The following is a 26,742-nucleotide window of genomic DNA, read 5'->3' on the forward strand; positions in this document are numbered from 1 at the left end:
CCTACGCCTCGACGGCGGGGATGTTCTCGGTGATCTTCCGCATGACCGCTGCCGCGTGTGAGTTCAGGTAGAAGTGGCCGCCGCGGAAGACGTGCATGTCGAACGGGCCGCTGGTGTGCTCTTTCCAGCGCTTGGCCTCCTCCAGCGACACGTGCGGGTCGGAGTCGCCGACCAGGGTGATGATCGGCGCGTCGATCTTGATGCCGGGCGGGCAGCGGTAGGTCATGATCGCCGTGTAGTCGCCGCGCAGCGACGGAAGGATCATGTTCACGAGCTCGGGGTCGTCCAGCATCCGCGTGTCGGTGCCGCCGAGCCGCCGCACCTCGGCGATGAGCGCCCGGTCGCCCTCCTTGTGCACGGTCTCGACGCGTACGCTCGACGGCGCGCGCCGGCCGGACGCGAAGAGCACCAGCGGCGAGACGCCGTCGCCCATCAGCCTCTTGGCCACCTCGAACGCGACCACCGCGCCCATGCTGTGCCCGAAGAAGGCCATCGGCCGGTCCGCCAGGGGCAGGATCTCCCCGGTGAGGCGGTCGGCGAGGGTGCCGATGTCGTCGATGCACGGCTCCAGGCGGCGTTCCTGCCGGCCCGGATACTGGATCGCCAGGACGTCGAACCGCGGTGCGAGCTGTTTGGCGACCGGGTGGAAATAGGAAGCGGAGCCGCCCGCGTGCGGGAAGCAGATCAGACGGGTGGCGGATGCCGGCGCGGCGAAGAACCGCCGTACCCACGCTCCGGTTTCGGTGATCACTGGACATTCCTTCCTCGGCCGACAGGGAATTCGGCACCACGCCGCGGGATATCACCGTTCATTCCAGCCCATGCGGCCGCGGCGTAGCCACGGGATTCGCCCCCTAATGTCCGGAGGTATTCCCCTAACGAATCCGCCGACGGTCCGGCGCGTGGTGAAGCCGCGTCGGGATAAGGGGCGGTAAGGGTTGCCCGAGCGCGTCAGGCCGTGCTCAGCAGGGCGGACGCCCGACGGCCGGCACGCCTAGTGGGCGCTAGGGGTTACCCCGCTTTCTCCGCTCACAAATACTTGTGACACCCGGACCGGGCGCATCAACGCGGTACGCAAGGAGAAACGATGGACTTTGGTCTATTCTATTTCGCGGACGATGTCAGGGCGGGAACCGACCAGTACCGGCTGCTGCTGGAAGGGGCCAGGTTCGCCGACACCCATGGATTCTCCGCGGTGTGGACACCCGAGCGGCATTTTCATGAATTCGGCGGCCGATATCCCAATCCCGCCGTGAGCGCCGCGGCCGTCGCCGCCGTGACCGAGCGGGTCGCCATCCGCGCGGGCAGCGTCGTGGCGCCGCTGCACCACCCGGTTCGCATCGCCGAGGAATGGGCCATGGTGGACAACCTGTCCGGCGGCCGGGTCGGCGTGTCGTTCGCCCCGGGCTGGCACGTGGTCGACTTCGCGTTGCGGCCCGAGAACTACGCCGGCCGCCGGCAGGTGACGACGGACACCATCGACACGGTGCGGCGGCTGTGGCGGCAGGAGGAGGTGGAGCTGGTCGACGGGGCCGGCGAGTCGGTCAAGCTGCGCGCCTACCCGGCGCCGGTCCAGCCGGAGCTGCCCACGTGGCTCACCAGCTCGGGCAACCCGGAGACGTTCCGCCAGGCGGGCGATCTCGGCTACGGCATCCTGACGCACCTGCTCGGCCAGAGCCTGGACGACCTCGTACGCAAGGTCGCCGACTACCGCGAGCACTACGCCAGGGCGCACAACGGCACCGGCCACGTCGCGCTCATGCTGCACACCTTCATCGGCGAGGACCGCGCCCGCGTGCGCGAGATCGTCCACCAGCCCTTCACCGACTACCTGCGCAGCTCCCTCGGCCTGGTGCTGAAGGCGGCCGAGGACCTGATGCCCGGCATCGACCCGGACTCGATGGACCCGGAGGACATCGAGTTCCTCCTGGAGGTCTCGTTCGACCGCTATTTCGACACGGGCGGCCTGTTCGGCACGGTCGACGACGGCATGGCGGTGCTGAGCTCGCTCCAGGAGATCGGCGTGGACGAGGTCGCCTGTCTCATCGACTTCGTCCCGGACACGGACACCGTCCTCGACGGGCTGCGCCACCTCGACGAGCTCAAGCGGCGCTGGAGCACACGATGATCGACAGCCTGAGGCTGAGGCGCGTCCTCGGCCACTACCCGACGGGGGTCGTCGTGATCGCGGCGCTGGAGGACGGCGAACCGCACGGTTTCACGGTCAACTCCTTCACCTCCGTCTCCCTCGACCCGCCCATCGTGAGCTTCTGCGCCGCCCACACCTCGGCCACCTGGCCCCGCATCAAGGCCGCGGGCGCCTTCACGATCAGCGTGCTGGGGGCCGGGCAGGAGCAGGTGTGCCGGTCGTTCGCGGCCAAGGGGAGCGACAAGTTCTCGGGGGTCGGCTGGTCGGTGCGGGAGAGCGGGCACCCGGCGATCACGGACGCGGTCGCGTGGATCGACTGCGTCCTCGATCTGAGCCACGTGGTGGGCGACCACGAGCTGATCCTCGCCAAGGTGGTGTCGCTCACCGTGAACGACTCCGACGACGACCCGCTCGTCTTCCACCGCGGGCGCCTCGGCCGGGTGTGCGCCGAGACCTTCCCGATCCTGACGCGCCGATGCCCGGCGCCCGCCTGATCAAAAAAGCCCAGGCCACCTGAGTGACCTGGGCTTTTCGCTGTGCGCCGCCAGGGACTCGAACCCCGGACCCGCTGATTAAGAGTCAGCTGCTCTGACCAACTGAGCTAGCGGCGCAACAGGTGTAACTGTATCAGCCGCCGAGCCCTGCCCGCACATCATCCGAGCCGCCCCGCCAGCCTCTCGTACGCTCCCAGCACCAGCTCCCAGAATCCCCTGACGTCGATCGACGTGGCCACGAGCGCGTTCGAGTCCTGCTCGCTCACCTTGAAGTCCGTCACGGTCATCCCCCGCGTGTAGAGGCCCGCGGTCTCGACGTTCACCATCGCGGGGACGCAGGTGAAGAGGGAGGGGTCGAGCACGTACGCCACCGCGCACGCGTCATGGATGGCGGGCCCGCCGTCGGCCGTCACCACTCCGTAGAACTGCGCGGCGGGCACCAGCAGCTCGGCCAGCTTGCCGAGCGGCCGCATCCGGTCCAGGACGTCCGAGGTGACCGTGGCGGACAGGGTGACGTCCAGCCCCAGCATCCGCACCGTCCATCCGGCGCCGAAGACGATGGCGGCCGCCTCCGGGTCGGCCAGCATGTTGAACTCGGCCGCCGGATTGTGGTTGCCACGCGTGAACGAGCCGCCCATGATCACCAGTTCGCGGGCCCACTCCACGACGCGCGGCTCGCGGCGCACGGCGAGGGCGATGTTCGTCAGCGGGCCCACGGCCACCAGCGTGATCTCGCCCGGAGCGGCCTTCAGCGTGTCCACGATGAAGTCGACCGCGTGGCCGTCCGAGGGCCCCAGCTGCGGGGTGGGGAGCACCACACCGCCGAGACCCGTGGTGCCGTGCACGCGGGTGGCCCGCACGGTCTCGCGCAGGAGGGCGCCGGCACTGCCCGGCGTCACGGGGACGTTCCCCATTTCCAGGAACTCGCGCAGCGCCAGGGCGTTCGCGGTGGTCAGGGAGAGGTCAACGTTGCCCCCCACGGTGGTAATGCCCACCACGTCCAGGGAGGGGGAGCCGGCGGCCAGGGCCAGAGCGAGCGCGTCGTCGATGCCGGGGTCGCAGTCAATCAGCACTTTCTTCACGAAAGGGGAGGATACGCATAGATCGGGCCGGGCAGTTCCCCCAAAGCTGCCCGGCCCGATCGGCGGCGGTCCAGGCCGGCGATTCCCCCAAAACGCCGGCGGTCCCGCACTGGCGAACCGCGGTCCCCCTCCGCGTCCGCTTCGGTGAAGGTCTATTGGCCTCTTGACCTGCTACAACGCTACCGAGACGAATGCAACGGTCGCGTCATAACGGGGTCGAATATCTGTTTAATCCGACTACGGAAGCTCCAATCGAACCTCCGTACCTTCCTGAAGCGACCTGCTCACCGTGCAGTACTTCTCGTGCACCCGCTCCGCGACCGCCCTGAACACCTCGTCGGCCTCCTCCGAGGGCAGCTCGACGTCGTACGTGACGGTGACCGGGCCCAGCTTGCTGGGCTCGACCTTCTCCGCCTGCACCGTCATCGCCAGGCGGACCAGCCGGTGACCCCGCTTGGCGGTCAGCGGCTCGACCGTCACGATGTTGCATCCGCCCACGGCCGCCAGCAGCAACTCCACCGGGGTGAACACCCCGTCCTCGTCCCCGCCGCCCATCCGCACCTCGGCGCCGCGGGCGTTCGTGGCCCGGAATCCGCCGTCCTCAGTTCGCTCGACACGCACGTTAGCCATGTTTCAGACCCTACTCAGAAACCTTTAATGTTCATTCAGCATCGTGAGTGGCATGGCTAGCGAGGCGAATGCGAACCAAGGTCCCATCCTCTTCTGGTGCGGGGTCGCGGTGGCCGAGTTCGGTGCGATCCAGCCGGGATTCGGCTACCCGTGGCGACCCAGTGCCTACGCCGCCGCGGCGCTGCTCGTCGCGTTCGGCCTGATCACCGTCAAGGCCGCCGACTACCTCCGCACCGAGGAGGCCAGGCAGCGCCTGCGGCTCGGCAGCTATCTCGCCGGCGCGCTGCTGGTGGCCCACCAGTTCAGCTCCACGGCGTACGTGACCGACCTCAGCCGCGCCGGCTCGCTCATCCTGTACGCGATGGCGGCCGTCATGGCGGTCTGGAGTCACCAGCTCTCCCACGCGACCAGGCCGACCCTGCTGATCGCCACCGGCCTCGACGCGGCCGCCCTGCGCGAACGGCTGGCCGGCACGCCCGACACCGTGGCCGTCTACCGCACCGAGCGCGCCACCGACGAGCTGCGCGACCTGGAGGCCCGGTACGGGCTCATCCTCGTCGAGGGCGCCGAGCACGACCCGCGCGCCAAGGAGCGCCTGAGCGCCTCCGGCCTGAGCCGCCAGATTCCCGACATCGCCGAGCGCGACGTGGTGGTGGCCGGTCCACGGCAGTTCAAGAGGTATGTACGTGGCGCGTTGTCACGCCTTGCTGTCCCAAGATCACAGATTTATTTCAAATCACGGCAAAAGGTTTAGCTCCACATTACGCGCCATCTGCAACGGTGGGCTGCGGACAAGGAGGCAAGGTGACGACTTTCCCCGGAAGCGCCCGTGTCGAGATGGTCATGGGCATGCCGGTCAGTGTGGACATCCGCACCGCTCTCCCGGTGCGTGAGATGACGCCCCTGCTGGATGACGCGTTCTCCTGGCTGAGGTGGGTGGAAGACACCTTCAGCCCGGTAAGAGAGGACAGCCAGATCGGCCGCCTCAACCGCGGCCAGACGATCAAGCAGATCCCCGAGCTCATCGAGGTCCTCCACCGCTGCGACGAGATCAGCCAGGCCACCGACGGCTACTTCGAGGCCCGCATCAACGGCGTCACCGACCCGTCGGGCTACATCAAGGGCTGGGCGCTCGAACGCCTTTCGCGCGCCCTGGTCAACGCGGGCGCGGGCGACCACCGCATCAGCGCGGGCGAGGACATCAGGGTGCGCGGCTCGGCCGCCCCGGGCAAGCGCTGGCGGGTCGGCATCCGCGATCCGCGCAAGGACGTGATCCGCAAGGTCGTCTTCGCCCACGACCTCGGCATCGCCACCTCCGGCGGCGCGCCCATCGTCAACCCGCACACGGGGGCCATCGAGGAAGGGCTCGGCTCGGTCACCGTGATCGGTCCCGACCTGGGCCAGGCCGACGCGTACGCGACCGCCATCTACGCCATGGGGCCCATGCTGTCCAGGCGCTTCGCCGCCGACCTGGCGGCGGGGCCGTACCAGACGATGATCATCACCCGTGACGGGCAGGAGATCAGCACGCCCGGCTTCGCCCAATACAGCGGCGCCGAGGCCCGCCTGGCGGGCTGAGCGCACCCGCGTGATTACGGAGAGTGACCAGCATCGGCCCTGCGCGGTCACCCCCGGCGCCCTGGGAGCACGGTCAGGCGTCGGGATGTTTACGCAAATACTCTATGTAGATCGGGCGCAGCGCCTCACCCAACTGCCCCTCGCCGGAGGCGATGGCATCGCTGAGCAGCGCGGAGACCCTGCTGAGATCGTTGGCGGCCTCCGTCCCGTGACCGCTGGCGGCCTCGGCGGCCGGGATCACCTTCAACAGGTCCCAGAGAAACCCCAGGTCTCCGTGCCGTACGGCATACCGCACCGCACGGTCGTGCAACTCGTCGGCCGGCAACGACTCGAGCCCGTTCGCGTCCATCTCGCTCCCTCCCCTGGACGCCTCTTCCCGAGTTGGGCCAACCATAACCGACGACTACGCACAGTAGCCGCGGAGAATCGTAGTGGTCGCGCCACTATCGGAGTGCCGATCTCAAGTGGGAGGATCAAGCAGCGTGAGATTCATCATCAGAACCATCGCCGCGGCGGCGGCCCTCTGGGTGGCCATCCAACTGGTCCCCGGCATCGAGGTCAGCACCTCCCCCAACTCCGCCAAATACTGGGGCGTGCTGCTGATCGTGGCGTTGATCTTCGGCATCGTGAACGCGATCGTCAAGCCCATCGTCAAGGCCCTCGGATGCGCGATCATCGTTCTGACCCTGGGCCTGTTCCTCCTCGTGATCAACGCGGCCATGCTGCTGCTGACGAGCTGGATCTCGACCCAGCTCGACATCCCCTTCCATGTCGACAACTTCTATCCGGCCGCCTTCTGGGGCGCGATCATCATCAGCGTGGTGAGCTGGCTGCTGGGCCTGTTCATTCCCGACGGCGACTGAACCGCCGGTGGAGCTCGACGGCGCCGGCCTGACCTGCGCGCAGGTCCACGAGGTCGCGTACGACGGTGCCCGGGTCACGATCGTCTCCCTCGATCGGGCCCGGGCCGCGTGGGCCACCGCTCAGGAGCTCACGGGCCCCGTGTACGGGCGGAGCACCGGCGTGGGCGCCAACAGAGGCGTCATCCTCGACAAGCCCGGCCTCGACCTGCTCCGCAGCCACGTGTGCGGCGCCGGCCCGATGATCCCGCCGGCCCGCGCCCGGGCCATGCTCGTGGTCCGGCTCAACCAGCTCCTCACCGGCGGCTCCGGCATCGACCCGGCCGTCCTGCCGGCGCTGGCCGAGGCGATCAACGGCGGCTTCACCCCGCCGATCCAGACGTACGGCGCCATCGGCACCGGCGACCTCTCCGCCCTCGCCACCACGGCCCTGTGCCTGCTCGGCGAACTCCCCTGGCACCACGAACCCCCACTCCCCTCCTCCGACACCACACCCCCGCTAGACGTCGCCGCGCCGCGCTTCCCCTTCGCTCCGGAGGACGCGCTGCCGTTCATCAGCTCGGGGGCCGCCACGCTGGCCGACGCCGCCATCGCCTGCCACCGCCTCCGTCTCCTCCTGGAAGCCGTCATCGACGTGGCGGCGATGTCGTTCACCGCCGTGGGCGCCTCGGCCGAGCCGCTGGCGGCCGCCGTACAGGAGGCCCGCCCCCACCCCGGCCAGGCCGCCGTGGCCGCCCGCCTGCGCGGCCTGCTCACCCAGGAGCTGGCGACCCGCGTGCAGGACCCGTACGGCTACCGGGCCTTCGCCCAGGTGCACGGGGCCGCCGTGGACGCCCTCGACCGGGCCACGGCCGCCGTCGAGATCGACCTCAACGCCGCCGCCGAGAACCCCCTCATCGCCGGCTCCCTGGCCTGGCACAACGGCAACTTCCACTCGGCCCCGCTGGCGCTGGCGCTCGACGCGGCGCGTGCCGCGCTCGTACAGACGGCCCAGCTCAGCGCCGCTCGCCTGGCCACCCTCATGGACCCCGCCTACACCGGCCACCACCCCTTTCTCGCCGACCGCCCGGGGTCGTCCGGGGCGCTGATCCTGGAGTACGTGGCCCAGGACGCCCTGGCCGAGCTCCGCCTCCTCGCGACGCCGGTGACGACGGGCACGGCGGTGATCTCCCTGGGCACGGAGGACCACGCGGGCTTCGCCACCCAGGCGGCCCGCAACGCCCTGCGCTGCCTGGAGCCCCTGGAAATCGTCCTGGCCTGCGAACGCACCGCCGCCCTCCGCGCCCTCAACATCCCCACCGCGGACCGCCCCCTCACCGACGACCTCGCCACCTCCCGCCACGCCCTGACCCTCCACCCACCCCTCTGACCACCCGAGGGCACCCGCTTTCGGGGGCCCACGCTCGGACCGTGGCCGGGGAGGCGTTACGGCACGCGGGCGACCGATCCCCGTTCCCGAAGGGTGGGCTCCTGGACGACGCGCCGCCGCCGGGTCCCCCCGTCCGTCGCCGCCGAGATGAGGCGGACCGCCGCCTTGACGATCCCGTCGATGTCCCAATCGACGGTCGTGAGACCAGGCGTGAGCAGCCCGGACATCGGGTGATCGTCATACCCCATGACCGACACGTCGTCGGGGACGGCCAGCCCCAGCTCCTGAGCGGCGGCGTAAACTCCGTAGGCGATCGAGTCCGCGAAGCAGAACACCGCGCTCGGCCCCTGCCCCGCCAGCAGCTCCCGCGCCGCGGCGGTGGCCCCCGCGAGCCCGTGCGGGGCGGTGGCGACCACGATGTCCAGCCCCAGCCGGTCGGCCTCGGCGGTGACGTGCACGTCGGCGGGCCGGTCGGGGGTGCTGGCCCGGGTCGGGGTGAGGACGGCGATGCGGCGGTGGCCGAGCGCGCGCAGGTGCTCCAGCGCCAGCGTCACGCCGTGCCGGTTGTCGAAGACGACCTCCCCGGCCGTGCCCGCGATCGAGTCGCCGATCGCGACCACCGGCAGCGACTCGCACAGCTCGGGCCAGAACGCCGCCGCCGGATCGATCGGCTGGACGATCAGGCCATCGACGCGCTGGTCGCGCAGCCGCTGGGCGAAGGCCCGCTCGCGGGCGGGATCGCCCACCGCGTCAAGGATCAGGGCATAGCGGTCTTTCTCCCGCAGCCCTCTGCTGATGCCGACCGCCAGGGACTGCTGCCACAGGTCCTCCAGCGAGCCGCACAGCAGGCCGATCATGCCGGTGCGCCCGCTGGCCAGGGCCCTGGCGATGGGGTCGGCCTCGTAGCCCAACTCGGCGGCCGCCGCGCGTACGCGCTCCATGGTCTCCTCGGAAACCTGCAGGCCGCGCAGCGCGTACGAGACAGCTGCCGGTGACAGGCCTGTGGCCTGAGCCACCTCCCGGATCGTGGCTCTCTTGCGAGGCATTAAGCCAGCCTATTCGCTAGCGCCGACAGAACCGATTCCAGTCAGACGATTCGCGCTCCTCACCGCACGTGCGCCGTCCCGGAACGCCGGGCCCGCCGGTGTTCCCGGCGGCGTCGGGCCCGTTGACAACGGCCTTGTGAAGCGGTTCACTGAACCGTATCACTGAAACGCTTCACAGCTCAGTGTCGCAAGGTGGCGCGGGTTACATGTAATGTTAGTAGGGAATAGGGGAAGGAGGAGGCCGTGAGCATCGACGTCCATCAGCACGTCTGGACGCGCCCGCTCGTCGAAGCCCTGCGCGCCCGTTCCTCCCCTCCCCTCGTCGACGGCTGGACGTTGTTCCTCGACGACGAGCCCCCGTACGAGATCGACCCCCAGGACCTCGAGCACCGCGACACCACCGGCCTGGAGCTGGCGCTGGTGTCGCCGTCGAGCCCGCTCGGCATCGAGTTCCTGCCGCCCGAGGAGTCCTGGCCGGTCGTCGACGCCTACCACGACGGCGCGCTCGCGCTGGGCGAGCCGTTCGGGGCCTGGGCGTCCACGTGCCTCAGCCGGCCCGACCCCGAGCGCCTGGCCCGCGACCTCGGCCGCGGCTTCGCGGGGCTGCAGATCCCCGCGACGGCCGTGCCCGACGACGGCCTGCTCGAGGTGCTGACGGACCTGGACCTTCCGCTGTTCGTCCACCCCGGCCCGGCCGCGAAGACCCCGGGCACGCCGCCCTGGTGGCCAGCCGTGGTGCCGTACGTCCAGCAGATGCACGCCGCGTGGCACTACTTCCACGCCGTCGTCCGCCCCAGGCACCCGGAGCTGCGCGTCTGCTTCGCCCTCCTCGCGGGGCTGGCCCCGCTCCACTCCGAGCGCCTGATCGCCAGGGGCGGCGGCAGCCGCGGCCTGGTCGATCCGAACTTCTTCGTGGAGACCTCCTCCTACGGCCCGCGGGCGATCGACGCGATCGTCCGCGAGCTGGGCATCGACGTCGTCGTCAACGGCTCCGACGCCCCCTACGCCACCGCACCCGAGCCCGGACTCGGCGCGGCCGCCGGCCACGCCATCCGGGTCGTCAACCCCCGTCGTCTACTCGCCAGAAGGGAGACTCGTAAGTGAGCACTACGCAGATCCAGGACGGGGGCACCTGTGCCCGGTTGCCCGAGCGCACGCTCGACCGGCGCGAACTGCGCGACCTGGTGAACGAGCTGGCCGCCAACCCCGAGGAGTGGCGGGACCAGGTGCAGTTCCCCGAGGACGGCGGCAGGCACTACGCCTCGCTCTACCGCGACGCGTACGTGGACGTCTGGCTGCTCTGCTGGCGCCCCGAGGACGACACCGGCTGGCACGACCACGACATCTCCTCCGGCGCCGTCCACGTGGTGCAGGGCGCGCTCCTGGAGTGCAACCCGCGCATCGGCGGCGAGCACCTGGAGACCGTGGTCACGGAGGGGCAGTCGTTCTCGTTCGGGCCCGACCACATCCACCGGCTCAACGGCGCGGTGGACGAAAGCGTCTCCATCCACGCCTACTCGCCGCCGCTGTGGCGGCTCGGCCAGTACTCCATCGACGGCACCGGCGTCATGCGCCGCGTCTCGGTGAGCTACGCCGACGAGCTCAGGCCGCTGGACGACGTGGTGGTGGCCTGAGCACGCAGCAGCTTCCGCAGGGCTCGACATCGGGCAGTGTGATCCACAGGCAGCAGGTCCTGCGGAAGTAGCCGTCGCCGGCGGGCTCGATCAGCCCGTCGACCGGCGGGCCGATCTCCTTCAGCAGCCGCATGTAGTCGCCCGGCACGATCGAGGTCAGCGGATGGGCGAGCGCCTCCGCCGTGGATCCCCACAGCGTCCGCTCGCCCACCTTCGCGATCGCGCCGACGGCCCGCACCAGCGGCGCCTGCGACTCGGCCAGCGCCTCGCGGATCGCGGCGGCCCCCTCGGACCAGCTCACCCGCGTGGCCGCGATCGTCACCCCGGCGTCCGACACCTTGAAGTACGTGTCCGCCGGCCGCATGATCGGCACCCGCCCGTCCAGCGCCCACCCGAGCGCCATGGGCATGGTGTGCCAGTAGCCGTACGTCTTCCAGAACAGCGCCGCGCCGACGTGACGTGGCGCGTTCCAGCGCGCGGCCGTCTCGTCGATCAGCCCGAGCAGCGTCACGTACGGCTCCCGCAGCAGCTCGGTGACCGGCGTCCAGCTGCCGTCGGGCTCGATGACCAGGCGCGGCTCGACGCCCAGCACCCCGCCACGCGCGTCGGCGACCCGCTGGAGCGTCTCGGTCAGCACCCTGAACCCCCTAAAGGTTAGCCTTACCTAAGGTAGCAGGCCGCCCCGCGAACCACCCAGCCGCGATCTGCACCACGAGCACCCCAAGCCCCGCCAGCAGCGGCACCGTCCAGCCGCCGGAGACCTCCCTGAGGAACCCGAACAGCAACGGCCCCACCGCCGCGATCCCGTACCCCACGGACTGCGCCACGGCCGACAGCGCGGTCACGGTGGCCGGATCGGCGGGCCGCAGCGTGATGATCAGCAGTGCCAGCGCGAACGAGGCCCCCTGGCCGATCCCCAGCACGATCATCCACAGCCAGGGCGCGGCCGTGGGGGCCAGCAGCATGCCGAGGTAGCCGAGCACGGTCAGCACGCCGGCGCCGACCACGTACGGCACCTGCGAGGCCCGCCGGCCCGCAAGCACGGGGATCGCCAGCGAGGTGCCGACCTGGACCAGGTTCGTCAGGCTGAGCAGGTAGCCGGCCTGGTCGGCGGGGAGCCCGGCCTCCAGGAAGATCGTCGGCAGCCAGGCCAGCATGACGTAGAAGGTGAGCGACTGCAGGCCCATGAGGGCGGTCACGGACCAGGTCACGGGGCTCCTGAGCACCGCTCCGAACGGCCTGGGCCCGTTCTGCGCCCCGCTCTGCTTGCGCAGCGCCTGGGGCAGCCAGAGCAGCGCGGCCAGCAGGGCGGGCACGGCGAGCAGCGCGGAGACGCCGCGCCAGCCGTACCCGGTGGCGTGCTCGATGGGGACGACCAGCCCGGAGGCGAGGGTGGCGCCGGCCACCACGGCGGCGACGTAGACGCCGGTCAGCAGGTTGACCCGGGTGGGGAAGTGCTCCTTGACGACGGCGGGCATGGAGACGTTCATGACGGCGATCGCCGTGGCGGCCAGGGCGGAGCCGAGGTAGAGCACGGGCGCGCCGCCGAGGCCGCGCAGCGTCACGCCCGCCGCGATGACCAGCAGTCCGGCCAGCAGCGTGCGGTCGAGCCCGAAGCGCCGCGCGAGCAGCGGCGTGACCGGCCCGAACACGCCGAGGCAGACCACCATGACCGTGGTGACGGCGCCGCCGCCGGCGGGCGACAGGCCCACGTCCTTCATGATCTCGTCGAGGAGCGGGGAGATCCCCGCGATGGCGGGGCGCAGGTTCAGCGCGGCCAGTACGAACCCGGTGACCAGCACGGCAGATCTCAACGACATAGGGCACCACTCTCGCATAAGCCCTGACAACGTTGTCTGCCTGGTCCAGGTGAGGAATGATCCTGGCGTGAGACCGACGATGAAGGACGTCGCCTCGGCGGCGGGCGTGGCGCTCAAGACCGTCTCGCGCGTCGTGAACGGCGAGCCCGGCGTCCACCCGGCCACCGCCGAGCGGGTGCGCGCGGCCATCGGGCGGCTGGGCTACAGCCGCAACGAGAGCGCGGCGGTGCTGCGCAGGGGCAGGACCGCCACGGTCGGGCTGGTCATCGAGGACGTGGCGGACCCGTTCTACTCGGGGCTGAGCCGGGCCGTCGAGGACGTCGTCATCGAGCACGGCTGCCTGCTGCTGAGCGGGTCGTCGAGCGAGGAGCCGCTGAGGGAGCGCGAGCTGGTCGAGACGTTCTGCGCGCGCCGCGTGGACGGGCTGATCATGGTGCCCGCCGGCGAGGACCACACGTACCTGCGGCCCGAGCTGGAGGCCGGCACGCCAATGGTGTTCGCCGACCGGCCGCCGGGCTCGGGGATCGACGTGGACACGGTGCTCGCCGACAATCTGGGCGGCGCCGAGGAGGCGATCCGCCACCTCATGGGCCACGGCCACCGCAGGATCGCCTTCCTCGGGGACGCGCCGGGGATCTTCACCGCGGCCGAGCGCCTCAACGGCTACCGGCAGGCGCTCGGAGGGCTGTTCGACGAGCGGCTGGTGTCGATGCGGCCGCCCTCGCTGGAAGGCGTACGCGCCGACCTGGCCCGCATGTTCGCCCTGGACGATCCGCCCACCGCGCTGTTCACCGGCAACGGCCGCTACACCGTGACGGCGCTGCGCGCGCTGGCGGGGCGCCGGGTGGCGCTGGTGGGGTTCGACGACTTCGAGCTGGCCGACCTGCTGACCCCGGGGGTGAGCGTGGTGGCGCAGGACCCCGCGTGGATGGGGCGGGTGGCGGCCGAGCTGCTCTTCCGCCGCCTGCGCGGCGACGCGGGCCCGCCGGAGCACATCGAGCTGCCCGTACGGCTCATCGCCCGCGGCTCCGGCGAGCTCCCCCCACCGGGCTGACCGGTCAGGCGACCCGCTCGTCCACGCCCACGGCGCCCACGCCGCTGGTGAAGATGCCGCCGCAGTATCCCCGGGACTCCCCCGACGCGCCCGGCGCGAGCGTCACCCACTCGCCCACGACGTCCGGCGCCCGGCCGCAGACCACCACGGCCCGGAACCTCCAGGTCTGGCCCGTGGGGTTGGTGCAGGACGCGATGCCGAGGTCTCGGTCCTGCGCGTGCACGTAGGTGTCGCAGCGCAGGACCGTGGCCGCCGCCACGGCGGGCGGCGCCATGTTCCCGACCACCAGGCCGACGGCCACCGCGACGTACATCCCCTTGGACATTGCCTCTCCCCTGTCCCCCGTATTACTGTGCGCAGCCGATCGTAAGCGCAGAGTAGTAGCCCTGTCTGGAGAACGTCATGGCGGCTAGCCTTTCCAGCGGAGAACGCGGCAGTGGCCCCCGGGGACATCACCGCCTATAGTCGTTTGCGCATCGGTTCAGCAAAAATGTTCACAGGAGCGCGCGCATGAATGCCGCCGACGTCGCACCCGAGACGCAGGCCAGGTTCCCGCTTGAGCTGATGTACGCGGCGGCCCAGCAGTACTACATCGAGGAGGCCACGCAGGGCGACATCGCCCAGCGGCTCGGCGTCTCCAGGGCGACCGTGAGCAGGCTGCTCACCGAGGCCCGCAAGCAGGGCATCGTCGAGATCAAGGTGCACCGGCCGGCCGCGCTCGCGGACGGCCCACTGGCCGCCGAGGTGGCCGAGGCGCTCGACCTGGAGCGTGTCTACCTGGTCCCCAAGGTCAGCGGCCCCACCCTGGGCCCGTGGCTGGCCCCCGCCGTGACCCGGGCGCTGGCGGCGGTCGGGCTGGAGTCCGGCGACGTCGTGCTCGTCTCGTCCGGCACCACGGTCTACGAGTGCGCCCGCGAAGGGCTCGGCCAGTATCCGGGCGTCACGATCGCGCCCGCCGTTGGCGGCCAGGAGGAGCCGCAGCCCTGGTTCCAGACCAACGAGACCACCCGCATCCTGGCCGAACGCGCCGGCGGCGTGCCCGCCTACCTCTACGCGCCCGCGCTGCCCGGCCCCGAGCTGTTCTACTCGCTGCAGCACGAGCCGTCCGTGCGCCGGGTCATGGACCTGTGGGCACACGCCAAGTGCGCCATCGTCGGCGTCGGCTCGGCCCCGCTGATGCGGCAGATGACGCCGTCCCTCATGCCGCGCGACGCCGACAGCCTGCGCCAGGCCGTGGGCGACGTGTGCATGCGGGTCTACGACCGTGACGGCGAGCCCGTCACGTACCCGGGCAGCGAGCGCCTGGTCGCCACGAAGCCGGAGGAGCTGCGCCGCATCCCCGCCACGATCGCGGTCGCGGTGGGCGCCGAGAAGGTGCTGTCCATCGTCGCGGGCGCCAAGGGCGGCTACTTCAACCAGCTCGTCACGGATGTCCCGACGGCAGAGGGCCTGGTGGCCGCCGCTCGCCAGCTCTGAACATTTTTGCTGGACAAAGTTTCAGCACCCGCGCTACCGTGAGCCGCACCACAGGATGTGCCTGGTTGTGAGGGGCATTGTCCTGTTTCGGGGGGAAGTGCGTCATAGATCCCGGTAGCAAGTGAGGAACGAAACCCGTGAACAGAGCTAAGATGCGGACCTCCGCGTTCGCCGCAGCAGCAGTGCTCGCAGGCTCGGTGCTGGCCGCGTGCGGCTCCGGCTCCGGATCGACCGGCGGGGACACCAGCGGCGGCGGCAGCGGCGCCGTCCAGAACGCCAAGGTCGCCTTCCTCATGCCCGACCTCGCCTCCACCCGGTACGAGCTGGCGGACAAGCCGCTGTTCGAGGCCAAGATGAAGCAGCTCTGCCCGACCTGCCAGGTCATCTACCAGAACGCCGACTCCGACGCCGCCAAGCAGCAGCAACAGGCCAACTCCGCGCTCGCCCAGGGCGTCAAGGCCATCGTGATCGACCCGGTCGACTCCGCCGCCGCGGCCACCATCGTCAAGTCGGCCCAGGCGCAGCAGGTGCCGGTCATCGCCTACGACCGGCCGATCCCGGCCACGCCCGCCGACTACTACATCTCGTTCGACAACGAGAAGATCGGCTCCATGATCGCCCAGTCCCTGGTCGACCACCTGAAGAAGGAGAACGCCAAGGGCGGGATCCTCCAGGTCAACGGCTCGCCGACGGACGCGGCGGCCGGTCTGATCAAGAAGGGCATCCACAGCGCGGTCGACCCGAGCGGGTTCAAGCTGCTGGCCGAGTACGACACCCCCGACTGGCAGCCGGAGAAGGCCCAGACCTGGGTCAGCGGCCAGATCACCCAGTTCAAGGACCAGATCGTCGGCGTGGTCGCGGCCAACGACGGCACCGGTGGCGGCTCGATCGCCGCGTTCAAGGCCGCGGGCGTGAAGGTGCCGCCGATCACCGGCAACGACGCCGAGCTGGCCGCCGCCCAGCGCATCATCGCGGGCGACCAGTACAACACGATCTCCAAGCCGATCAAGATCGTGGCCGAGGCCTCCGCGAACGTGGCGTGGGAGTTCATGCAGGGCAAGAAGCCCGCGGGCAAGGCCACGCTCTACAACACCCCGTCGGAGCTGTTCGTGCCTACGGTGGTGACCAAGGAGAACATCAAGGAAGTGCTGTTCGACAGCGGCATCATGAAGGCCGCCGAGGCCTGCGCCGGTGAGTACGCCAAGGGCTGCGGCGAGCTCGGAATCAAGTGATGAGCGTCCTCTCTCTGCGCGGGATCAGCAAGACCTTCGGCGCGGTGGCGGCGCTGACCGACATCGAGCTCGACGTCGCCGCCGGCCAGGTCGTCGCGGTCGTGGGAGACAACGGCGCGGGCAAGTCGACCCTGGTCAAGATCCTCTCGGGCGTGCATCCGCCGGACGGCGGCACGATCACGTTCGAGGGGAACGAGGTCCACATCCCCACCCCGGCCGCCGCGCACAAGCTCGGCATCGCCACGGTCTTCCAGGACCTGGCGCTCTGCGAGAACCTCAACGTGATCCAGAACCTGTTCCTCGGCCAGGAGATCCGCCCGCTGCGCCTCAACGACGTGGCCATGGAGACCCGCTCGTGGGAGCTGCTCCGCCAGCTCTCCGCCAAGATCCCGAGCGTACGGGTGCCGGTCGCGGCGCTGTCGGGCGGCCAGCGGCAGACGGTGGCCATCGCCCGGTCGCTGCTCGGCGACCCGAAGGTCATCATCCTCGACGAGCCCACCGCCGCGCTGGGCGTGGCGCAGACGGCCGAGGTGCTCAACCTGGTCGAGCGGCTGCGCGAGAACGGCCTGGGCGTCATCATGATCAGCCACAACATGGCCGACGTGAAGGCCGTCGCCGACACCGTCGCCGTCCTGCGGCTCGGCCGCAACAACGGCGTGTTCGACGTGGACCAGGTCTCCACCGAGGACATCATCGCCGCCATCACCGGCGCCACCGACAACGTGGTGTCCCGGCGTGCGCAGCGCGAGGGAGCACCGGCGCCTGGAGGAGCGGCGGGAGCGAAGCGACCAGAGCGGGGGAAGGCGACGGCATCGGAGGCGACCGAGCCCGCCTCACGGAGTGAGGCCATGGACAAGGGGAACAGCTCATGAGCGCAGTGACGACCGACCGCCAGGACGAGCGGCTGCAGGATCGCGACGGCCTGCGCGGCGCGCTCGCCGACGTGGTCGAGCGGGCGCGCGGCGGCGACCTGGGCGTCATCCCCGTCGTGGTCGGGCTCGTGGTCATCTGGACGGTCCTTCAGGTCCTGAACCCGATCTTCCTGTCCAGCGCGAACCTGGTGAACCTCACCCTGGAGTCCGCCGCCGTCGGCATCATCTCGCTCGGCATCGTCTGTGTGCTGCTGGTGGGCCAGATCGACCTGTCCGTCGGCTCGGTCAGCGGGCTGTCGGGAGCGGTGCTCGCGGTGCTGTTCGTGGGCCAGGGGCTGCCGGTCTGGCTGGCCATCGCCGCGGCGGTGATCATGGGAGCGGTCGTCGGCTGGCTGTACGGGCAGCTGTTCAACCGGTTCGGGGTGCCGAGCTTCGTGATCACGCTGGCCGGCCTGCTCGCCTTCCTCGGGCTCCAGCTGTACGTGCTGGGCACCAAGGGGTCGATCAACCTGCCCTTCGACTCGGGCCTGGTGAACTTCGCGCAGCTCGACTTCGTGCCGGCCTGGCTGTCGTACACGTTCGCGGTCGTCGCGGCCGTCTGGCTGTTCGTCACCGGATACCTGCACGCGCAGGAGCGGCGCAAGGCCGGGCTGTCGGCCAGGAGCGTGTCCACGCTGGCCGTCAGGAGCGCGGCGCTGCTGGTCGTGCTGGCCTTCGTGGTCTGGTACCTGGGCCAGACGCGCGGCGTCGGCTGGATGTTCGTCTTCTTCGTGGCGCTCGTGCTGATCATGCACTACCTGCTGTCGCGGACGAAGTGGGGCCGGGCCGTCTACGCCGTCGGCGGCAACGTGGAGGCCGCCCGCCGGGCCGGCATCAACGTCAGGGCCGTCTACACCTCGGTGTTCGTGCTCTGCTCGACGTTCGCCGCGGTCGGCGGCATCCTGGCCGCGGCCCGGCTCGCGGCGGCCAACCAGTCCAGCGGCGGCGGCGACGTCAACCTCAACGCCATCGCGGCGGCCGTGATCGGCGGGACGAGCCTGTTCGGCGGGCGCGGCACCGCGTTCGGCGCGCTGCTCGGGATCATCGTCATCCAGTCCATCTCCAGCGGCCTGACCCTGCTCAACCTCGACTCGTCGATCAGGTTCGTGGTCACCGGGGCGGTGCTGCTGCTCGCCGTGATCGTCGACTCCGTGTCGCGCCGGTCGAGGACCTCCCACGGCAGGGCCTGATGGCGATCATCTGCGTTGACGCGGGCACCACGGTCATCAAGGCGGTCGGGTACGACGCCGAGGGCGCGGAGGCGTTCGTCGCCCGGCGGGAGACCGTGGTCTCCAGGCCCCTGCCCGGCCACGCCGAGCAGGACATGAACGCCGTCTGGGACGCGGTCGCCGCCACCGTGCGCGAGGTCGCCGCCCAGGTGGACGGGGTCGACTTCGTGGCCGTGACCGCCCAGGGCGACGGCTGCTGGCTGGTCGGCCCGGACGGCGAGCCGACCGGCCCCGCGATCCTCTGGAACGACGCCAGGGCGGCCTCGGCCGTGGACGGCTGGACCCGCTCCGGGACCGCCGCCCAGGCGTTCCGGCTCAACGGCTCGTCGGCCGCCTCGGGGCTGCCGCACGCGATCCTGACCTGGCTGCGCGCGAACGACCCCGGGCGGCTGGAGCGGTCGAGCGCCATGCTCACCTGCGGCGGCTGGATCTTCGCGCGGATGACCGGGGAGCTGGCGGCCGACGAGTCCGACGCCTCCGCGCCGTTCATGGACCTGCGGGCGCGGGCGTACTCCCCCGCGCTGCTGGCCCTGTTCGGCACGGAGTGGGCCGAGCGGCTGCTGCCCCCGATCCGCTCCGGCCACGTCGCCGAGCTGTCCAGGGACGCGGCCTCCGCGCTGGGGCTGCCCGCCGGTACGCCGGTCGTGATGGCCCCGTACGACATCGCCGCCACGGCGCTGGGCGCGGGCGCGGTGCGGGCCGGGCAGGCGTGCGGCATCCTCGGCACCACGCTCTGCACCGAGGTCATCGTCGACTCGGCCGACCTGGAAGGCGAGCCGATCGGGATCACGATCGCGCTGACCGGCGGCTACCTGCGGGCCTTCCCCACGTTCGCGGGCACCGAGGTGGTGCAGTGGACGTGCCGCATGATGGGGCTGAGCGGCCCGGCCGAGCTGGGCGACCTGGCCCTGCTGAGCGAGCCGGGCGCGCGCGGGCTGACATTCCTGCCGTACATGTCGCCCGCCGGTGAGCGGGCGCCGTTCTCGGACCCGCTGGCCAGGGGGTCGCTGCTGGGCATGTCGTTCGAGCACGGCCGCCCGGACGTGGCGCGGGCGGTGCTCGAAGGGCTGACGATGGTCATCCGCGACTGCCTTGCCGCCACCGGCGCCGCGCCCACGGAGCTGCGCGTGTGCGGGGGCGGTTCGAACAGCACCGCCTGGCTCCAGCTGATCGCCGATGTCACCGGCCTGCCCGTGCGCCGCCCGGCCGACACCGAGGTAGGCGCGCGGGGTGCGTACCTGGTGGGGCTGGCCGCCACCGCCGCGGCCCCGTCCATCGCGGCGGCCGCCTCGGAGCATGTACGGCTGCGCGACGCGCTCGAACCCAACCCCGCCCGCCAGGCGTTGTACGACCGGCTGTTCGACGACTTCCTGACCCTGCGCCAGGCGAACGCGGTCTCCTGGCCGCTGCTGGCCGAGATGAGGGGCCGTACATGAGTGTCTGGATCGGCATCGACCTCGGGACCCAGAGCGTGCGGGCGATGGCCGTCTCCGGGGACGGGCAGGTGGTCGGCACGGCCGGCCGGCCGCTGACCAGCCACCGCGACGGACCCCGCCACGAGCAGGACCCCGAGCAGTGGTGGCGCGAGCTGGCCGCCGCCACCCGAGAGGCGCTGCGCGACGTGCCTCCCGAGCAGGTCGCGGGCGTCGCCGTGGCCGCCACATCTGGAACGATCCTGCTCACCGGCCCTGACGGCCGGGCGCTGACGCCCGCCCTCATGTACGACGACCGGCGCGCCGACGCCGGTCGCGCCAACGAGGCGGGCGCCCGCGTGTGGGAGCGGCTCGGCTACCGGCGCATGCAGCCCAACTGGGCGCTGCCCAAGCTCCTGTGGCTGCTCCAGGACGCCCCCGCCGGGGCCCGGCTCGCGCACCAGAACGACTTCGTCAACCGGCGCCTCGTCGGCCACGAGGTGGCCACCGACCTCAGCAACGCGCTCAAGACCGGCGTGGACCTCATCGAGGAGCGCTGGCCGTCCGAGGTGCTGGACGCACTGGACGTGCCCGCGGAGCTGCTCCCCGAGGTCGTACGGCCCGGCACCCGCCTGGGCGTGGTCTGCGCGGCCGCCGCCGAGGAGACCGGCATCCCCGCGGGCACGCCTGTGATCGCCGGGACCACCGACGGGTGCGCGGCCCAGCTCGGCGCGGGCGCCACCCGGGTCGGGAGCTGGAACTCGGTGCTCGGCACCACGCTGGTGCTCAAGGGTGTGACGAAGGAGCTGATCCACGACCCGCTCGGCGTCGTCTACTCGCACCGCGCGCCGGACGGCTCGTGGCTGCCGGGCGGCGCGTCGAGCACCGGCGCCGGCGTGCTCTCCCGTGACCTGCCCGGCCGCGACCTCGACGCGCTGAGCGCCCAGGCTGCCGCCCGGCCGGGCCCGCCCGGGAGCGTCACGTACCCGCTGGTCTCGCGGGGCGAGCGCTTCCCGTTCGACGCGCCCGGCGCCGAGGGGTTCACGCTCGGCAGCCCGGCCGACGACGTCGAGCGCTACACGGCGATCCTGCTCGGCGCGGCCTTCGTCGAGCGCCTCTGCTTCGACTACCTCGACCTCCTCGGCGCGCCCGTGGACGGCGAGATCATCCTGACCGGCGGCGCCACCCGCAGCGCGTACTGGACCCGGCTCAGGGCGGACGTCCTGGGACGTCCGGTGACGCTGCGGGAGAACGCCGAGCCCGCCCTGGGCATGGCCGTCCTGGCGGGCGGCGACCCCGGCCGGATGATCAGGACCCGCGCGGTCGTCGACCCGTCGGGAGCCGATTTCACGGAGCCCTACCTGCGCTTCGTCACCGAGCTGGAAGGGCGCGGCTGGCTCGACCCGGCCGCCGCCCGGCACGCACGCGAGAGGACCGCCCGATGACCGACCTCGTCCTGGTCCGCCACGGCGAGACCGTCTGGCACGCCGAGAACCGCTACGCGGGGGTCAGCGACATCGAGCTGACCCCGCGCGGCCACGCCCAGGCCGCCCAGCTGGCCGAGTGGGCCGGTCAGGCGGGCCTGGCGGCCGTGTGGGCCTCCACGCTCAGCCGGGCCCGGATCACCGCCGCGGCCGCCGCCGACCAGGCGAAGGTGGAGCTCCGGACCGACCCGAGGCTGCGCGAGCTGGACTTCGGCGAGGGCGAGGGCCTGACCTCGGCCGAGATGGCGGCCCGCTTCCCCGAGGCCCGCGCCGCGTTCGAGTCCGACCCCGCCGCGCACCCGCTGCCCGGCGGCGAGGACCCCGGCCTGGCCGCCGACCGGTTCGTGGCCGCCCTCGACGACATCGCCGCCGCCCACCCGGACGGGCGCGTGCTGGTGGTCGCGCACACGACCGCCATCAGGCTCACCCTGTGCCGCCTGATCGGGGTGCCGCTCGGCGAGTACCGGCGGCTGTTCCCGCGCCTGGACAACTGTGCCCTGACCGAGCTTCGCCTGCGCAGCGGGCGGCGGACCGCGATGCTGCAGTACAACTCCCCGATTGGAGCCGTTCGTTGACCATCCGAGTGCTTGCCGCGGGTGACCACTTCGTCCAGAACCGCCTGCTCATCGACGCGCTCAGGCGTGAGGTCCCCGGCGAGCTGGACATCAGCGAGCTGACGCTGCCGTGGCCGGTCGAGCCGTTCGGCCGGGTGGGCGAGGTGGACGAGGCCTCGGACGTGGAGGACGAGCTGATCGAGGCGCTACGCGGCGTCGAGGTCTGCGTGACCCAGATGGCCCCTTTGACCAAGCGTGTCCTGGACGCCTCTCCCGACCTGCGGCTGTTCTGCGTGAGCCGGGGCGGGCCCGTCAACGCCAACCTGGAGGCGGCCACGGCGGCGGGCGTGGCGGTGACGTTCGCGCCGGGCCGCAACGCGGTGGCCACCGCCGAGCACACCCTGGCCATGCTGCTGGCCGCCACCCGCAGGATCCCCCAGACGCACGGCGACCTGGCGGGGGGCGTGTGGCGGGGCGACTACTACATGTACGACAACGTCGGCCCCGAGCTGGACGGCAACACGGTCGGCCTGGTCGGCTACGGCGCCATCGGCCGCCGCGTGGCCCGCATGCTCGAAGGCTTCGGCGCGGAGGTCCTGGTCTACGACCCGTACGTGGACGTGCCCGGCCGGGTCGAGCTGGACGAGCTGCTCCGGCGCTCCCACTTCGTCTCCCTGCACGCCCGCGCCACCCCCGAGACCAACGGCATGATCGGCGCGGCCGAGATCGCCGCCATGCCGCGCGGCTCGGTCCTGGTCAACTGCGCCAGGGGCGCGCTGGTCGACTACGACGCCGTGTGCGACGCTCTGGACTCGGGCCACCTGTTCGGGGCCGCCATGGACGTCTTCCCGGAGGAGCCCATCCCGGCCGGCTCGCGCCTGCTCACGACCCCGAACCTGATCATGACTCCGCACCTGGCCGGGGCCAGCAAGCAGACGGCCATGAAGGCGGCCTCGATCGTGGCCGCCGACGTGGCCCGCTACGTCCGCGGCGAGCCCCTGTCCCACGTGGCTACCCCTTGAGCGCCCCCGCCATCAGCCCGCGCATGAAGAACCTGCCCAGCAGGACGTAGATCAGCATCGTCGGGATCGACGACAGGATGGCCGCCGCCATCTGCTGGCTGTACGGGGTGGCCTGCGCACCGGCGATGTTGTTCAGCATCACGGTCGTGGGCCAGCTCGTCGGCCCGGTCAGGAAGACGGCGAACAGGAAGTCGTTCCAGAGCGAGGTGAACTGCCAGATGACGACCACCGCGATCGCGGGCGCCGACACCGGCAGCACCACCGACCAGTACGCCCTCAGCATGCCCGCCCCGTCCACCCGGGAGGCCTCGATCAGCTCGTCGGGGATCGTGACGTAGTAGTTGCGGAAGATCAGCGTGCAGATCGGGATGCCGTACACGACGTGTGCCAGCACCAGCCCGGGGATGCCGCCGTAGAAGACGCCCTGCAGCCCGGTCAGCTCGTTCAGCCCCACGAGCAGCTGCACCAGCGGGATCATGACCCCCTGGTACGGGATGAACATGCCGAACAGGAACAACGTGAACAGCACGTCCGCCCCGGGGAAGCGCCACTTGGACAGCACGTACCCGTTCATGGACCCGAGCGCGCACGACAGCAGCGAGCCCGGCACGGCCAGCAGCACGCTGTTCCACAGGCCGGGGGCCAGCTTCTCCCAGGCCACCTGCCACGCCTCGGTCGTCCACGTCCGCGGCAGGTTCCACGCCTGGCCGGGGTCGGCCTCCGTGAGCGGCTTGAAGCTGGTGACCAGCAGCACGTAGATGGGGATCAGGAAGATCACCACGAAGAGGATCAGCAGCCCGAGGCGCAGCCAGGGGAAGGCCGCCCGGCGCGTGGCCACCGCCGTCATGAGCGCCTCTCCTTACGCACGGACCAGATCAGGTACGGGATCACGAAGATCGCCACGCTCAGCACGATGTACGACGCGATCGTGGCGCCCTTGGCCGGGTCGTGCGAGTCGAACACCGCCACCCACATGAACACCGCGGGCACGTCCGTGATGATCTGCTTGCCCGACACCGCCACGATCAGGTCGAACACCTTGAGCGAGATGTGCCCCAGGATGATCAGCGCGGACAGGGTGACCGGCCGGAGCAGGGGCAGCACCACGTGCCGGTAGACGCCCCACTCGGTGCAGCCGTCCACCCGCGCGGCCTCCCGCAGCTCCTCGGGCACACCGCGGAAGCCCGCCAAAAACAATGCCATGACATATCCGGACATCTGCCAGATCGCGGGGATCGCCATCGCGGCCATCCCCCAGTCCGGATCCCTGAACCACTGCCACTGCGGCAGCCCGATCCAGTCGAACAGCCGGTTCAGGCCGACCGCCCGCTCCCCCGTCCCCGAGTTCATCAGCCACCGCCACACGATGCCGGTCGCGACGAACGAGATGGCCATCGGGAACAGGTAGATCGCCCGGAACGTCCCCTCGCCCCTGATCCCCTTCTCCATGAGGAACGCCAGCAGCCACCCGAGCACGAGCGCGCCCAGCACGAACGCGACCGTGAAGACGATCGCGTGGTTCACCGAGAGGTGCCATCGCGGCTGGTCCCAGATGTCGATGAAGTTCCGCAGCCCCACGAACTTCCCCTCGGACACCTCATCGTGCTTGTCCGTCATGGCCAGCCGGAAGTTCCAGCCGAGCATGCCGTACACGAAGACGCCGATCAGGATGATCGACGGCGTGACGAGGAGGAGTCCGGGCAGCCACGTGCGTGCCCGCCTCACAAGCATTCCCTCCCACGGACCCGGCGGGCGCCGGTCGGCGCCCGCCGGACCTCGCTACTGAGCGTTGGACTTGGCCGCGTCGGCGAGCCCCTGCTGCAGGGCCTTGACGTCCTTGCTGCCGATGAACAGGCCGACCGACTCGGTGATCGCCGCCAGCCACGGCTGGTTGACCGAGACGCCGTGCTGGATCGACCCGGCGAGCTTGTTGCTCGACCAGTCCTTCAGCGCGTCGGCCAGGTAGTCGGTGTAGAGGGCCTGGTCGGCGTCCTTGCGGGCGGGGATGGAGCCCTTCTTGGGGTTGAAGGCGTCCTGGCCCTCCTTGCTGGCCGCGACCTTCAGCCAGGCGATGGCGCCGTCACGGTTCTTCGCGCCCTTGGGGAGGGTGAAGCTGTCGGACAGCCACATGTACGTGCCCTCGGTCCCGGGAGCCGGCGCCCAGTCGAAGTCCGTCTTCGACTTCTTGCCCAGGCCACCCTCCGGCGGGTTGTGGAAGTAGCCGTACGCCCAGTCGCCCATGATGTTGAACGCGGCCTCGCCGTCGGCGACCTGCTTGGCGGCCGGCTGCCAGTCGTCCTGCGGGTCGCCCGCGTACGACATGATCTTGGCGAAGCTCTCCAGCGCCTTGGTCACCTGCGGGCTGTTCCAGTCGGCGCCCGGCTTGAACAGCGCGTTGTAGGCGTCGGTGCCCATCGAGCCGAGCAGGACGTTCTCCATCAGGTGGGTGACGGTCCACTCGGAGCCGATCGACAGCGGGATCTTGCCCTTGGCCTTGACCTTCTCCAGGTCCGCGATGAACTCGTCGATCGTCTTGGGCGCGGCGGCCACGCCGGCGTCCTTGAGCACCGCCGGGTTGAACCACAGCACGTTGGAGCGGTGGATGTTCACCGGCACCGAGTAGATCTTGCCGTCGACGCTGATCTGATCGACGAGCTGCGCGGGGAAGACGTCCTTCAGCTTCAGCTCGTCGTACAGGAAGGTCAGGTCCTCAAGGTTGCCGGCCTTGATGTAGCCCTGCAATTCGGCGCCCGCGTGCCCCTGGAAGGTGTCGGGCGGGGTGTTGGCCTGGAGCTTCGACTGGAGCAGCGCCTTGGCCTTGTCACCGGAGCCGCCCGCCACGGCGGCGTCGAAGAATGTGTAGTTCGGATTCTGCTGCTCGAAGATCTTCTTCATCGCCTGGAGGCCGTCGGCCTCGCCGGGGCCCGTCCACCAGGAGAAGACCTCAACCTGTTTCTTCTCTCCGCCGCCGCCACTGGCCGCCGGAGACTGGGACGCCTGCCCGCCTCCGCCGCCACCGCAGGCCACCAGGCTCAACGCGCTCACGATCGAGATCGAGACGGTCGCTAACCACCGTCGCATCGCACACCATCCCTTCGAAGCCCCCGAAGTTGGTGATTTGACAACGTTGTCAACCAACGGCCATCTACCCACTTCCCGCCGCGCGGCGTCAAGGGATGGGCGGATAACAGCTCCGCATACTCAGCGGACGCGCTCCAGCCCGCCGTCGGGGTTCGTCACCACCGTGACGCTGAAGTCGTAGCTCGTGCCGGGCGGATCGCCGCCGCCCGCGGCCACCACCAGCGCGCCCTTGGACACGCCCAGGCAGACCAGGACGACCAGGTCGCACCGGCTGTCGGGCGGCCACGTGGTCAGCACGACGTCGGACTCGGCCAGGCCCACGGGCAGGTCGAGCTCCGCCATCCTGGACAGCAGGTCGGCGTGGGACATCCGGCGGCCGTCCGCCGTCAGCAGCGCGTCCTGGCGCTTGGCGTCGAGCGCGGGCAGCGGGGTGGGCTCCAGCGTGAGCAGGCAGCGGAAGTCGATGGTGTCGAGCGCCGTGCCCAGCGAGACGACCTGGCGCACCCGGGACTCGTCGGCCGCCCGTACCGCCGTCTCCGCCAGGTCGGGGGTGGTGATCAAGGTACGCGCGTCGCACTCGCGCAGCCACGCGGCCATCTCCCCGGCGCCGAGCGCGGGGTCGATC

The 26,742-nt window shown here is 70.9% G+C and carries 28 protein-coding genes, 1 tRNA gene and 1 pseudogene; 17 read left to right on the forward strand and 13 right to left on the reverse strand.

The window, feature by feature from the left end; genetic code table 11:
• Position 1: 1 nt before the first annotated feature.
• Positions 2-751, reverse strand: a complete 750-nt coding sequence (locus tag ACWDX9_RS19165) for a thioesterase II family protein (protein ID WP_449955498.1) — start codon at positions 749-751, stop codon at positions 2-4.
• 336 nt (positions 752-1,087) lie between these two features.
• Here ACWDX9_RS19165 and ACWDX9_RS19170 point away from each other — a divergent pair, with 336 nt between their 5' ends.
• On the forward strand, positions 1,088-2,128 hold the full coding sequence (locus ACWDX9_RS19170) for a MupA/Atu3671 family FMN-dependent luciferase-like monooxygenase (protein WP_355199603.1): 1,041 nt from the start codon (positions 1,088-1,090) through the stop codon (positions 2,126-2,128).
• Entirely contained in the window at positions 2,125-2,643 is a 519-nt protein-coding gene (locus ACWDX9_RS19175) for a flavin reductase family protein (protein ID WP_364266269.1), read from the forward strand. The genes ACWDX9_RS19170 and ACWDX9_RS19175 overlap by 4 nt, the downstream gene beginning before the upstream one ends.
• Positions 2,644-2,686: 43 nt before the next feature.
• On the opposite strand, the gene ACWDX9_RS19180 is transcribed toward ACWDX9_RS19175, so the two are convergent.
• The 3 genes from ACWDX9_RS19180 to ACWDX9_RS19190 form a co-directional block, all read right to left on the reverse strand.
• Positions 2,687-2,760: transfer RNA gene (locus ACWDX9_RS19180), tRNA-Lys, on the reverse strand.
• Positions 2,761-2,801: 41 nt separating this feature from the next.
• Positions 2,802-3,725, reverse strand: coding sequence for a nucleoside hydrolase (locus ACWDX9_RS19185; protein ID WP_449955503.1), 924 nt, complete (start codon positions 3,723-3,725; stop codon positions 2,802-2,804).
• A gap of 237 nt (positions 3,726-3,962) precedes the next feature.
• Positions 3,963-4,355, reverse strand: coding sequence for an OsmC family protein (locus ACWDX9_RS19190; protein WP_185068009.1), 393 nt, complete (start codon positions 4,353-4,355; stop codon positions 3,963-3,965).
• 52 nt (positions 4,356-4,407) lie between these two features.
• Here ACWDX9_RS19190 and ACWDX9_RS19195 point away from each other — a divergent pair, with 52 nt between their 5' ends.
• Both ACWDX9_RS19195 and ACWDX9_RS19200 read left to right on the forward strand, forming a co-directional pair.
• On the forward strand, positions 4,408-5,109 hold the full coding sequence (locus tag ACWDX9_RS19195) for a hypothetical protein (RefSeq protein ID WP_449955506.1): 702 nt from the start codon (positions 4,408-4,410) through the stop codon (positions 5,107-5,109).
• Between the two features lie 50 nt (positions 5,110-5,159).
• Complete coding sequence (locus tag ACWDX9_RS19200; protein ID WP_449955509.1) at positions 5,160-5,933, forward strand: FAD:protein FMN transferase; 774 nt, start codon at positions 5,160-5,162, stop codon at positions 5,931-5,933.
• Between the two features lie 73 nt (positions 5,934-6,006).
• Here ACWDX9_RS19200 and ACWDX9_RS19205 read toward each other — a convergent pair whose 3' ends face one another.
• Positions 6,007-6,282 carry a hypothetical protein gene (locus tag ACWDX9_RS19205; RefSeq protein ID WP_185068012.1) on the reverse strand — a complete coding sequence of 92 codons (276 nt, stop codon included), beginning with the start codon at positions 6,280-6,282 and terminating at the stop codon, positions 6,007-6,009.
• Between the two features lie 133 nt (positions 6,283-6,415).
• Between ACWDX9_RS19205 and ACWDX9_RS19210 the strand changes: the two genes are divergently transcribed.
• On the forward strand, positions 6,416-6,796 hold the full coding sequence (locus tag ACWDX9_RS19210) for a phage holin family protein (protein WP_185068013.1): 381 nt from the start codon (positions 6,416-6,418) through the stop codon (positions 6,794-6,796).
• 7 nt (positions 6,797-6,803) lie between these two features.
• A complete protein-coding gene (locus ACWDX9_RS19215) occupies positions 6,804-8,162 on the forward strand; it encodes an aromatic amino acid lyase (RefSeq protein WP_449955512.1) in 1,359 nt (452 codons plus the stop codon).
• Positions 8,163-8,218: 56 nt separating this feature from the next.
• Here the strand turns inward: ACWDX9_RS19215 and ACWDX9_RS19220 are convergent, their stop codons facing one another.
• On the reverse strand, positions 8,219-9,178 hold the full coding sequence (locus ACWDX9_RS19220; RefSeq protein WP_449955515.1) for a LacI family DNA-binding transcriptional regulator: 960 nt from the start codon (positions 9,176-9,178) through the stop codon (positions 8,219-8,221).
• A gap of 273 nt (positions 9,179-9,451) precedes the next feature.
• Between ACWDX9_RS19220 and ACWDX9_RS19225 the strand changes: the two genes are divergently transcribed.
• Both ACWDX9_RS19225 and ACWDX9_RS19230 read left to right on the forward strand, forming a co-directional pair.
• A complete protein-coding gene (locus ACWDX9_RS19225) occupies positions 9,452-10,312 on the forward strand; it encodes an amidohydrolase family protein (RefSeq protein ID WP_449955518.1) in 861 nt (286 codons plus the stop codon).
• Positions 10,309-10,842 carry a cysteine dioxygenase gene (locus tag ACWDX9_RS19230; protein WP_449955521.1) on the forward strand — a complete coding sequence of 178 codons (534 nt, stop codon included), beginning with the start codon at positions 10,309-10,311 and terminating at the stop codon, positions 10,840-10,842. The genes ACWDX9_RS19225 and ACWDX9_RS19230 overlap by 4 nt, the downstream gene beginning before the upstream one ends.
• Here the strand turns inward: ACWDX9_RS19230 and ACWDX9_RS19235 are convergent.
• Both ACWDX9_RS19235 and ACWDX9_RS19240 read right to left on the reverse strand, forming a co-directional pair.
• Positions 10,811-11,479, reverse strand: coding sequence for a hypothetical protein (locus ACWDX9_RS19235; RefSeq protein ID WP_449955523.1), 669 nt, complete (start codon positions 11,477-11,479; stop codon positions 10,811-10,813). The genes ACWDX9_RS19230 and ACWDX9_RS19235 overlap by 32 nt on opposite strands.
• 10 nt (positions 11,480-11,489) lie before the next feature.
• A complete protein-coding gene (locus tag ACWDX9_RS19240; RefSeq protein ID WP_449955526.1) occupies positions 11,490-12,662 on the reverse strand; it encodes a CynX/NimT family MFS transporter in 1,173 nt (390 codons plus the stop codon).
• Positions 12,663-12,729: 67 nt separating this feature from the next.
• On the opposite strand from ACWDX9_RS19240, the gene ACWDX9_RS19245 reads away from it, so the two are divergent.
• On the forward strand, positions 12,730-13,716 hold the full coding sequence (locus tag ACWDX9_RS19245; protein WP_449955529.1) for a LacI family DNA-binding transcriptional regulator: 987 nt from the start codon (positions 12,730-12,732) through the stop codon (positions 13,714-13,716).
• A gap of 4 nt (positions 13,717-13,720) precedes the next feature.
• Here the strand turns inward: ACWDX9_RS19245 and ACWDX9_RS19250 are convergent, their stop codons facing one another.
• Positions 13,721-14,041: a hypothetical protein gene (locus ACWDX9_RS19250; RefSeq protein ID WP_350741616.1), complete on the reverse strand. Its 321-nt coding sequence runs from the start codon at positions 14,039-14,041 to the stop codon at positions 13,721-13,723.
• 185 nt (positions 14,042-14,226) lie between these two features.
• Between ACWDX9_RS19250 and ACWDX9_RS19255 the strand changes: the two genes are divergently transcribed.
• From ACWDX9_RS19255 to ACWDX9_RS19290, 8 genes are all read left to right on the forward strand, one after another.
• Positions 14,227-15,192 carry a sugar-binding transcriptional regulator gene (locus ACWDX9_RS19255; RefSeq protein ID WP_350741618.1) on the forward strand — a complete coding sequence of 322 codons (966 nt, stop codon included), beginning with the start codon at positions 14,227-14,229 and terminating at the stop codon, positions 15,190-15,192.
• A gap of 137 nt (positions 15,193-15,329) precedes the next feature.
• On the forward strand, positions 15,330-16,424 hold the full coding sequence (locus ACWDX9_RS19260) for an ABC transporter substrate-binding protein (RefSeq protein ID WP_449955532.1): 1,095 nt from the start codon (positions 15,330-15,332) through the stop codon (positions 16,422-16,424).
• Positions 16,424-17,296, forward strand: a complete 873-nt coding sequence (locus ACWDX9_RS19265; RefSeq protein WP_449955535.1) for an ATP-binding cassette domain-containing protein — start codon at positions 16,424-16,426, stop codon at positions 17,294-17,296. The genes ACWDX9_RS19260 and ACWDX9_RS19265 overlap by 1 nt, the downstream gene beginning before the upstream one ends.
• Positions 17,293-18,525: a sugar ABC transporter permease gene (locus tag ACWDX9_RS19270; protein WP_449955537.1), complete on the forward strand. Its 1,233-nt coding sequence runs from the start codon at positions 17,293-17,295 to the stop codon at positions 18,523-18,525. The genes ACWDX9_RS19265 and ACWDX9_RS19270 overlap by 4 nt, the downstream gene beginning before the upstream one ends.
• Entirely contained in the window at positions 18,525-20,000 is a 1,476-nt protein-coding gene (locus ACWDX9_RS19275; RefSeq protein ID WP_449955540.1) for an FGGY family carbohydrate kinase, read from the forward strand. Before ACWDX9_RS19270 ends, ACWDX9_RS19275 begins: the two co-directional genes overlap by 1 nt.
• A complete protein-coding gene (locus ACWDX9_RS19280; RefSeq protein WP_449955543.1) occupies positions 19,997-21,421 on the forward strand; it encodes an FGGY-family carbohydrate kinase in 1,425 nt (474 codons plus the stop codon). The genes ACWDX9_RS19275 and ACWDX9_RS19280 overlap by 4 nt, the downstream gene beginning before the upstream one ends.
• Positions 21,418-22,035: a histidine phosphatase family protein gene (locus ACWDX9_RS19285; protein ID WP_449955546.1), complete on the forward strand. Its 618-nt coding sequence runs from the start codon at positions 21,418-21,420 to the stop codon at positions 22,033-22,035. The genes ACWDX9_RS19280 and ACWDX9_RS19285 overlap by 4 nt, the downstream gene beginning before the upstream one ends.
• Positions 22,032-23,036 carry a 2-hydroxyacid dehydrogenase gene (locus ACWDX9_RS19290; RefSeq protein WP_350741632.1) on the forward strand — a complete coding sequence of 335 codons (1,005 nt, stop codon included), beginning with the start codon at positions 22,032-22,034 and terminating at the stop codon, positions 23,034-23,036. Before ACWDX9_RS19285 ends, ACWDX9_RS19290 begins: the two co-directional genes overlap by 4 nt.
• Here the strand turns inward: ACWDX9_RS19290 and ACWDX9_RS19295 are convergent.
• The 4 genes and pseudogenes from ACWDX9_RS19295 to ACWDX9_RS19310 form a co-directional block, all read right to left on the reverse strand.
• On the reverse strand, positions 23,026-23,883 hold the full coding sequence (locus tag ACWDX9_RS19295) for a carbohydrate ABC transporter permease (protein WP_449955550.1): 858 nt from the start codon (positions 23,881-23,883) through the stop codon (positions 23,026-23,028). The two genes, ACWDX9_RS19290 and ACWDX9_RS19295, sit on opposite strands and share 11 nt — an antisense overlap.
• Complete coding sequence (locus ACWDX9_RS19300) at positions 23,880-24,767, reverse strand: carbohydrate ABC transporter permease (RefSeq protein ID WP_449955553.1); 888 nt, start codon at positions 24,765-24,767, stop codon at positions 23,880-23,882. The genes ACWDX9_RS19295 and ACWDX9_RS19300 overlap by 4 nt, the downstream gene beginning before the upstream one ends.
• Positions 24,768-24,815: 48 nt before the next feature.
• Positions 24,816-26,117 carry an ABC transporter substrate-binding protein gene (locus tag ACWDX9_RS19305; RefSeq protein WP_364266323.1) on the reverse strand — a complete coding sequence of 434 codons (1,302 nt, stop codon included), beginning with the start codon at positions 26,115-26,117 and terminating at the stop codon, positions 24,816-24,818.
• 120 nt (positions 26,118-26,237) lie between these two features.
• Positions 26,238-26,742, reverse strand: a pseudogene (locus ACWDX9_RS19310) (hypothetical protein); the annotation flags it as partial.

The sequence above is a fragment of the Nonomuraea sp. NPDC003201 genome (assembly GCF_053590415.1).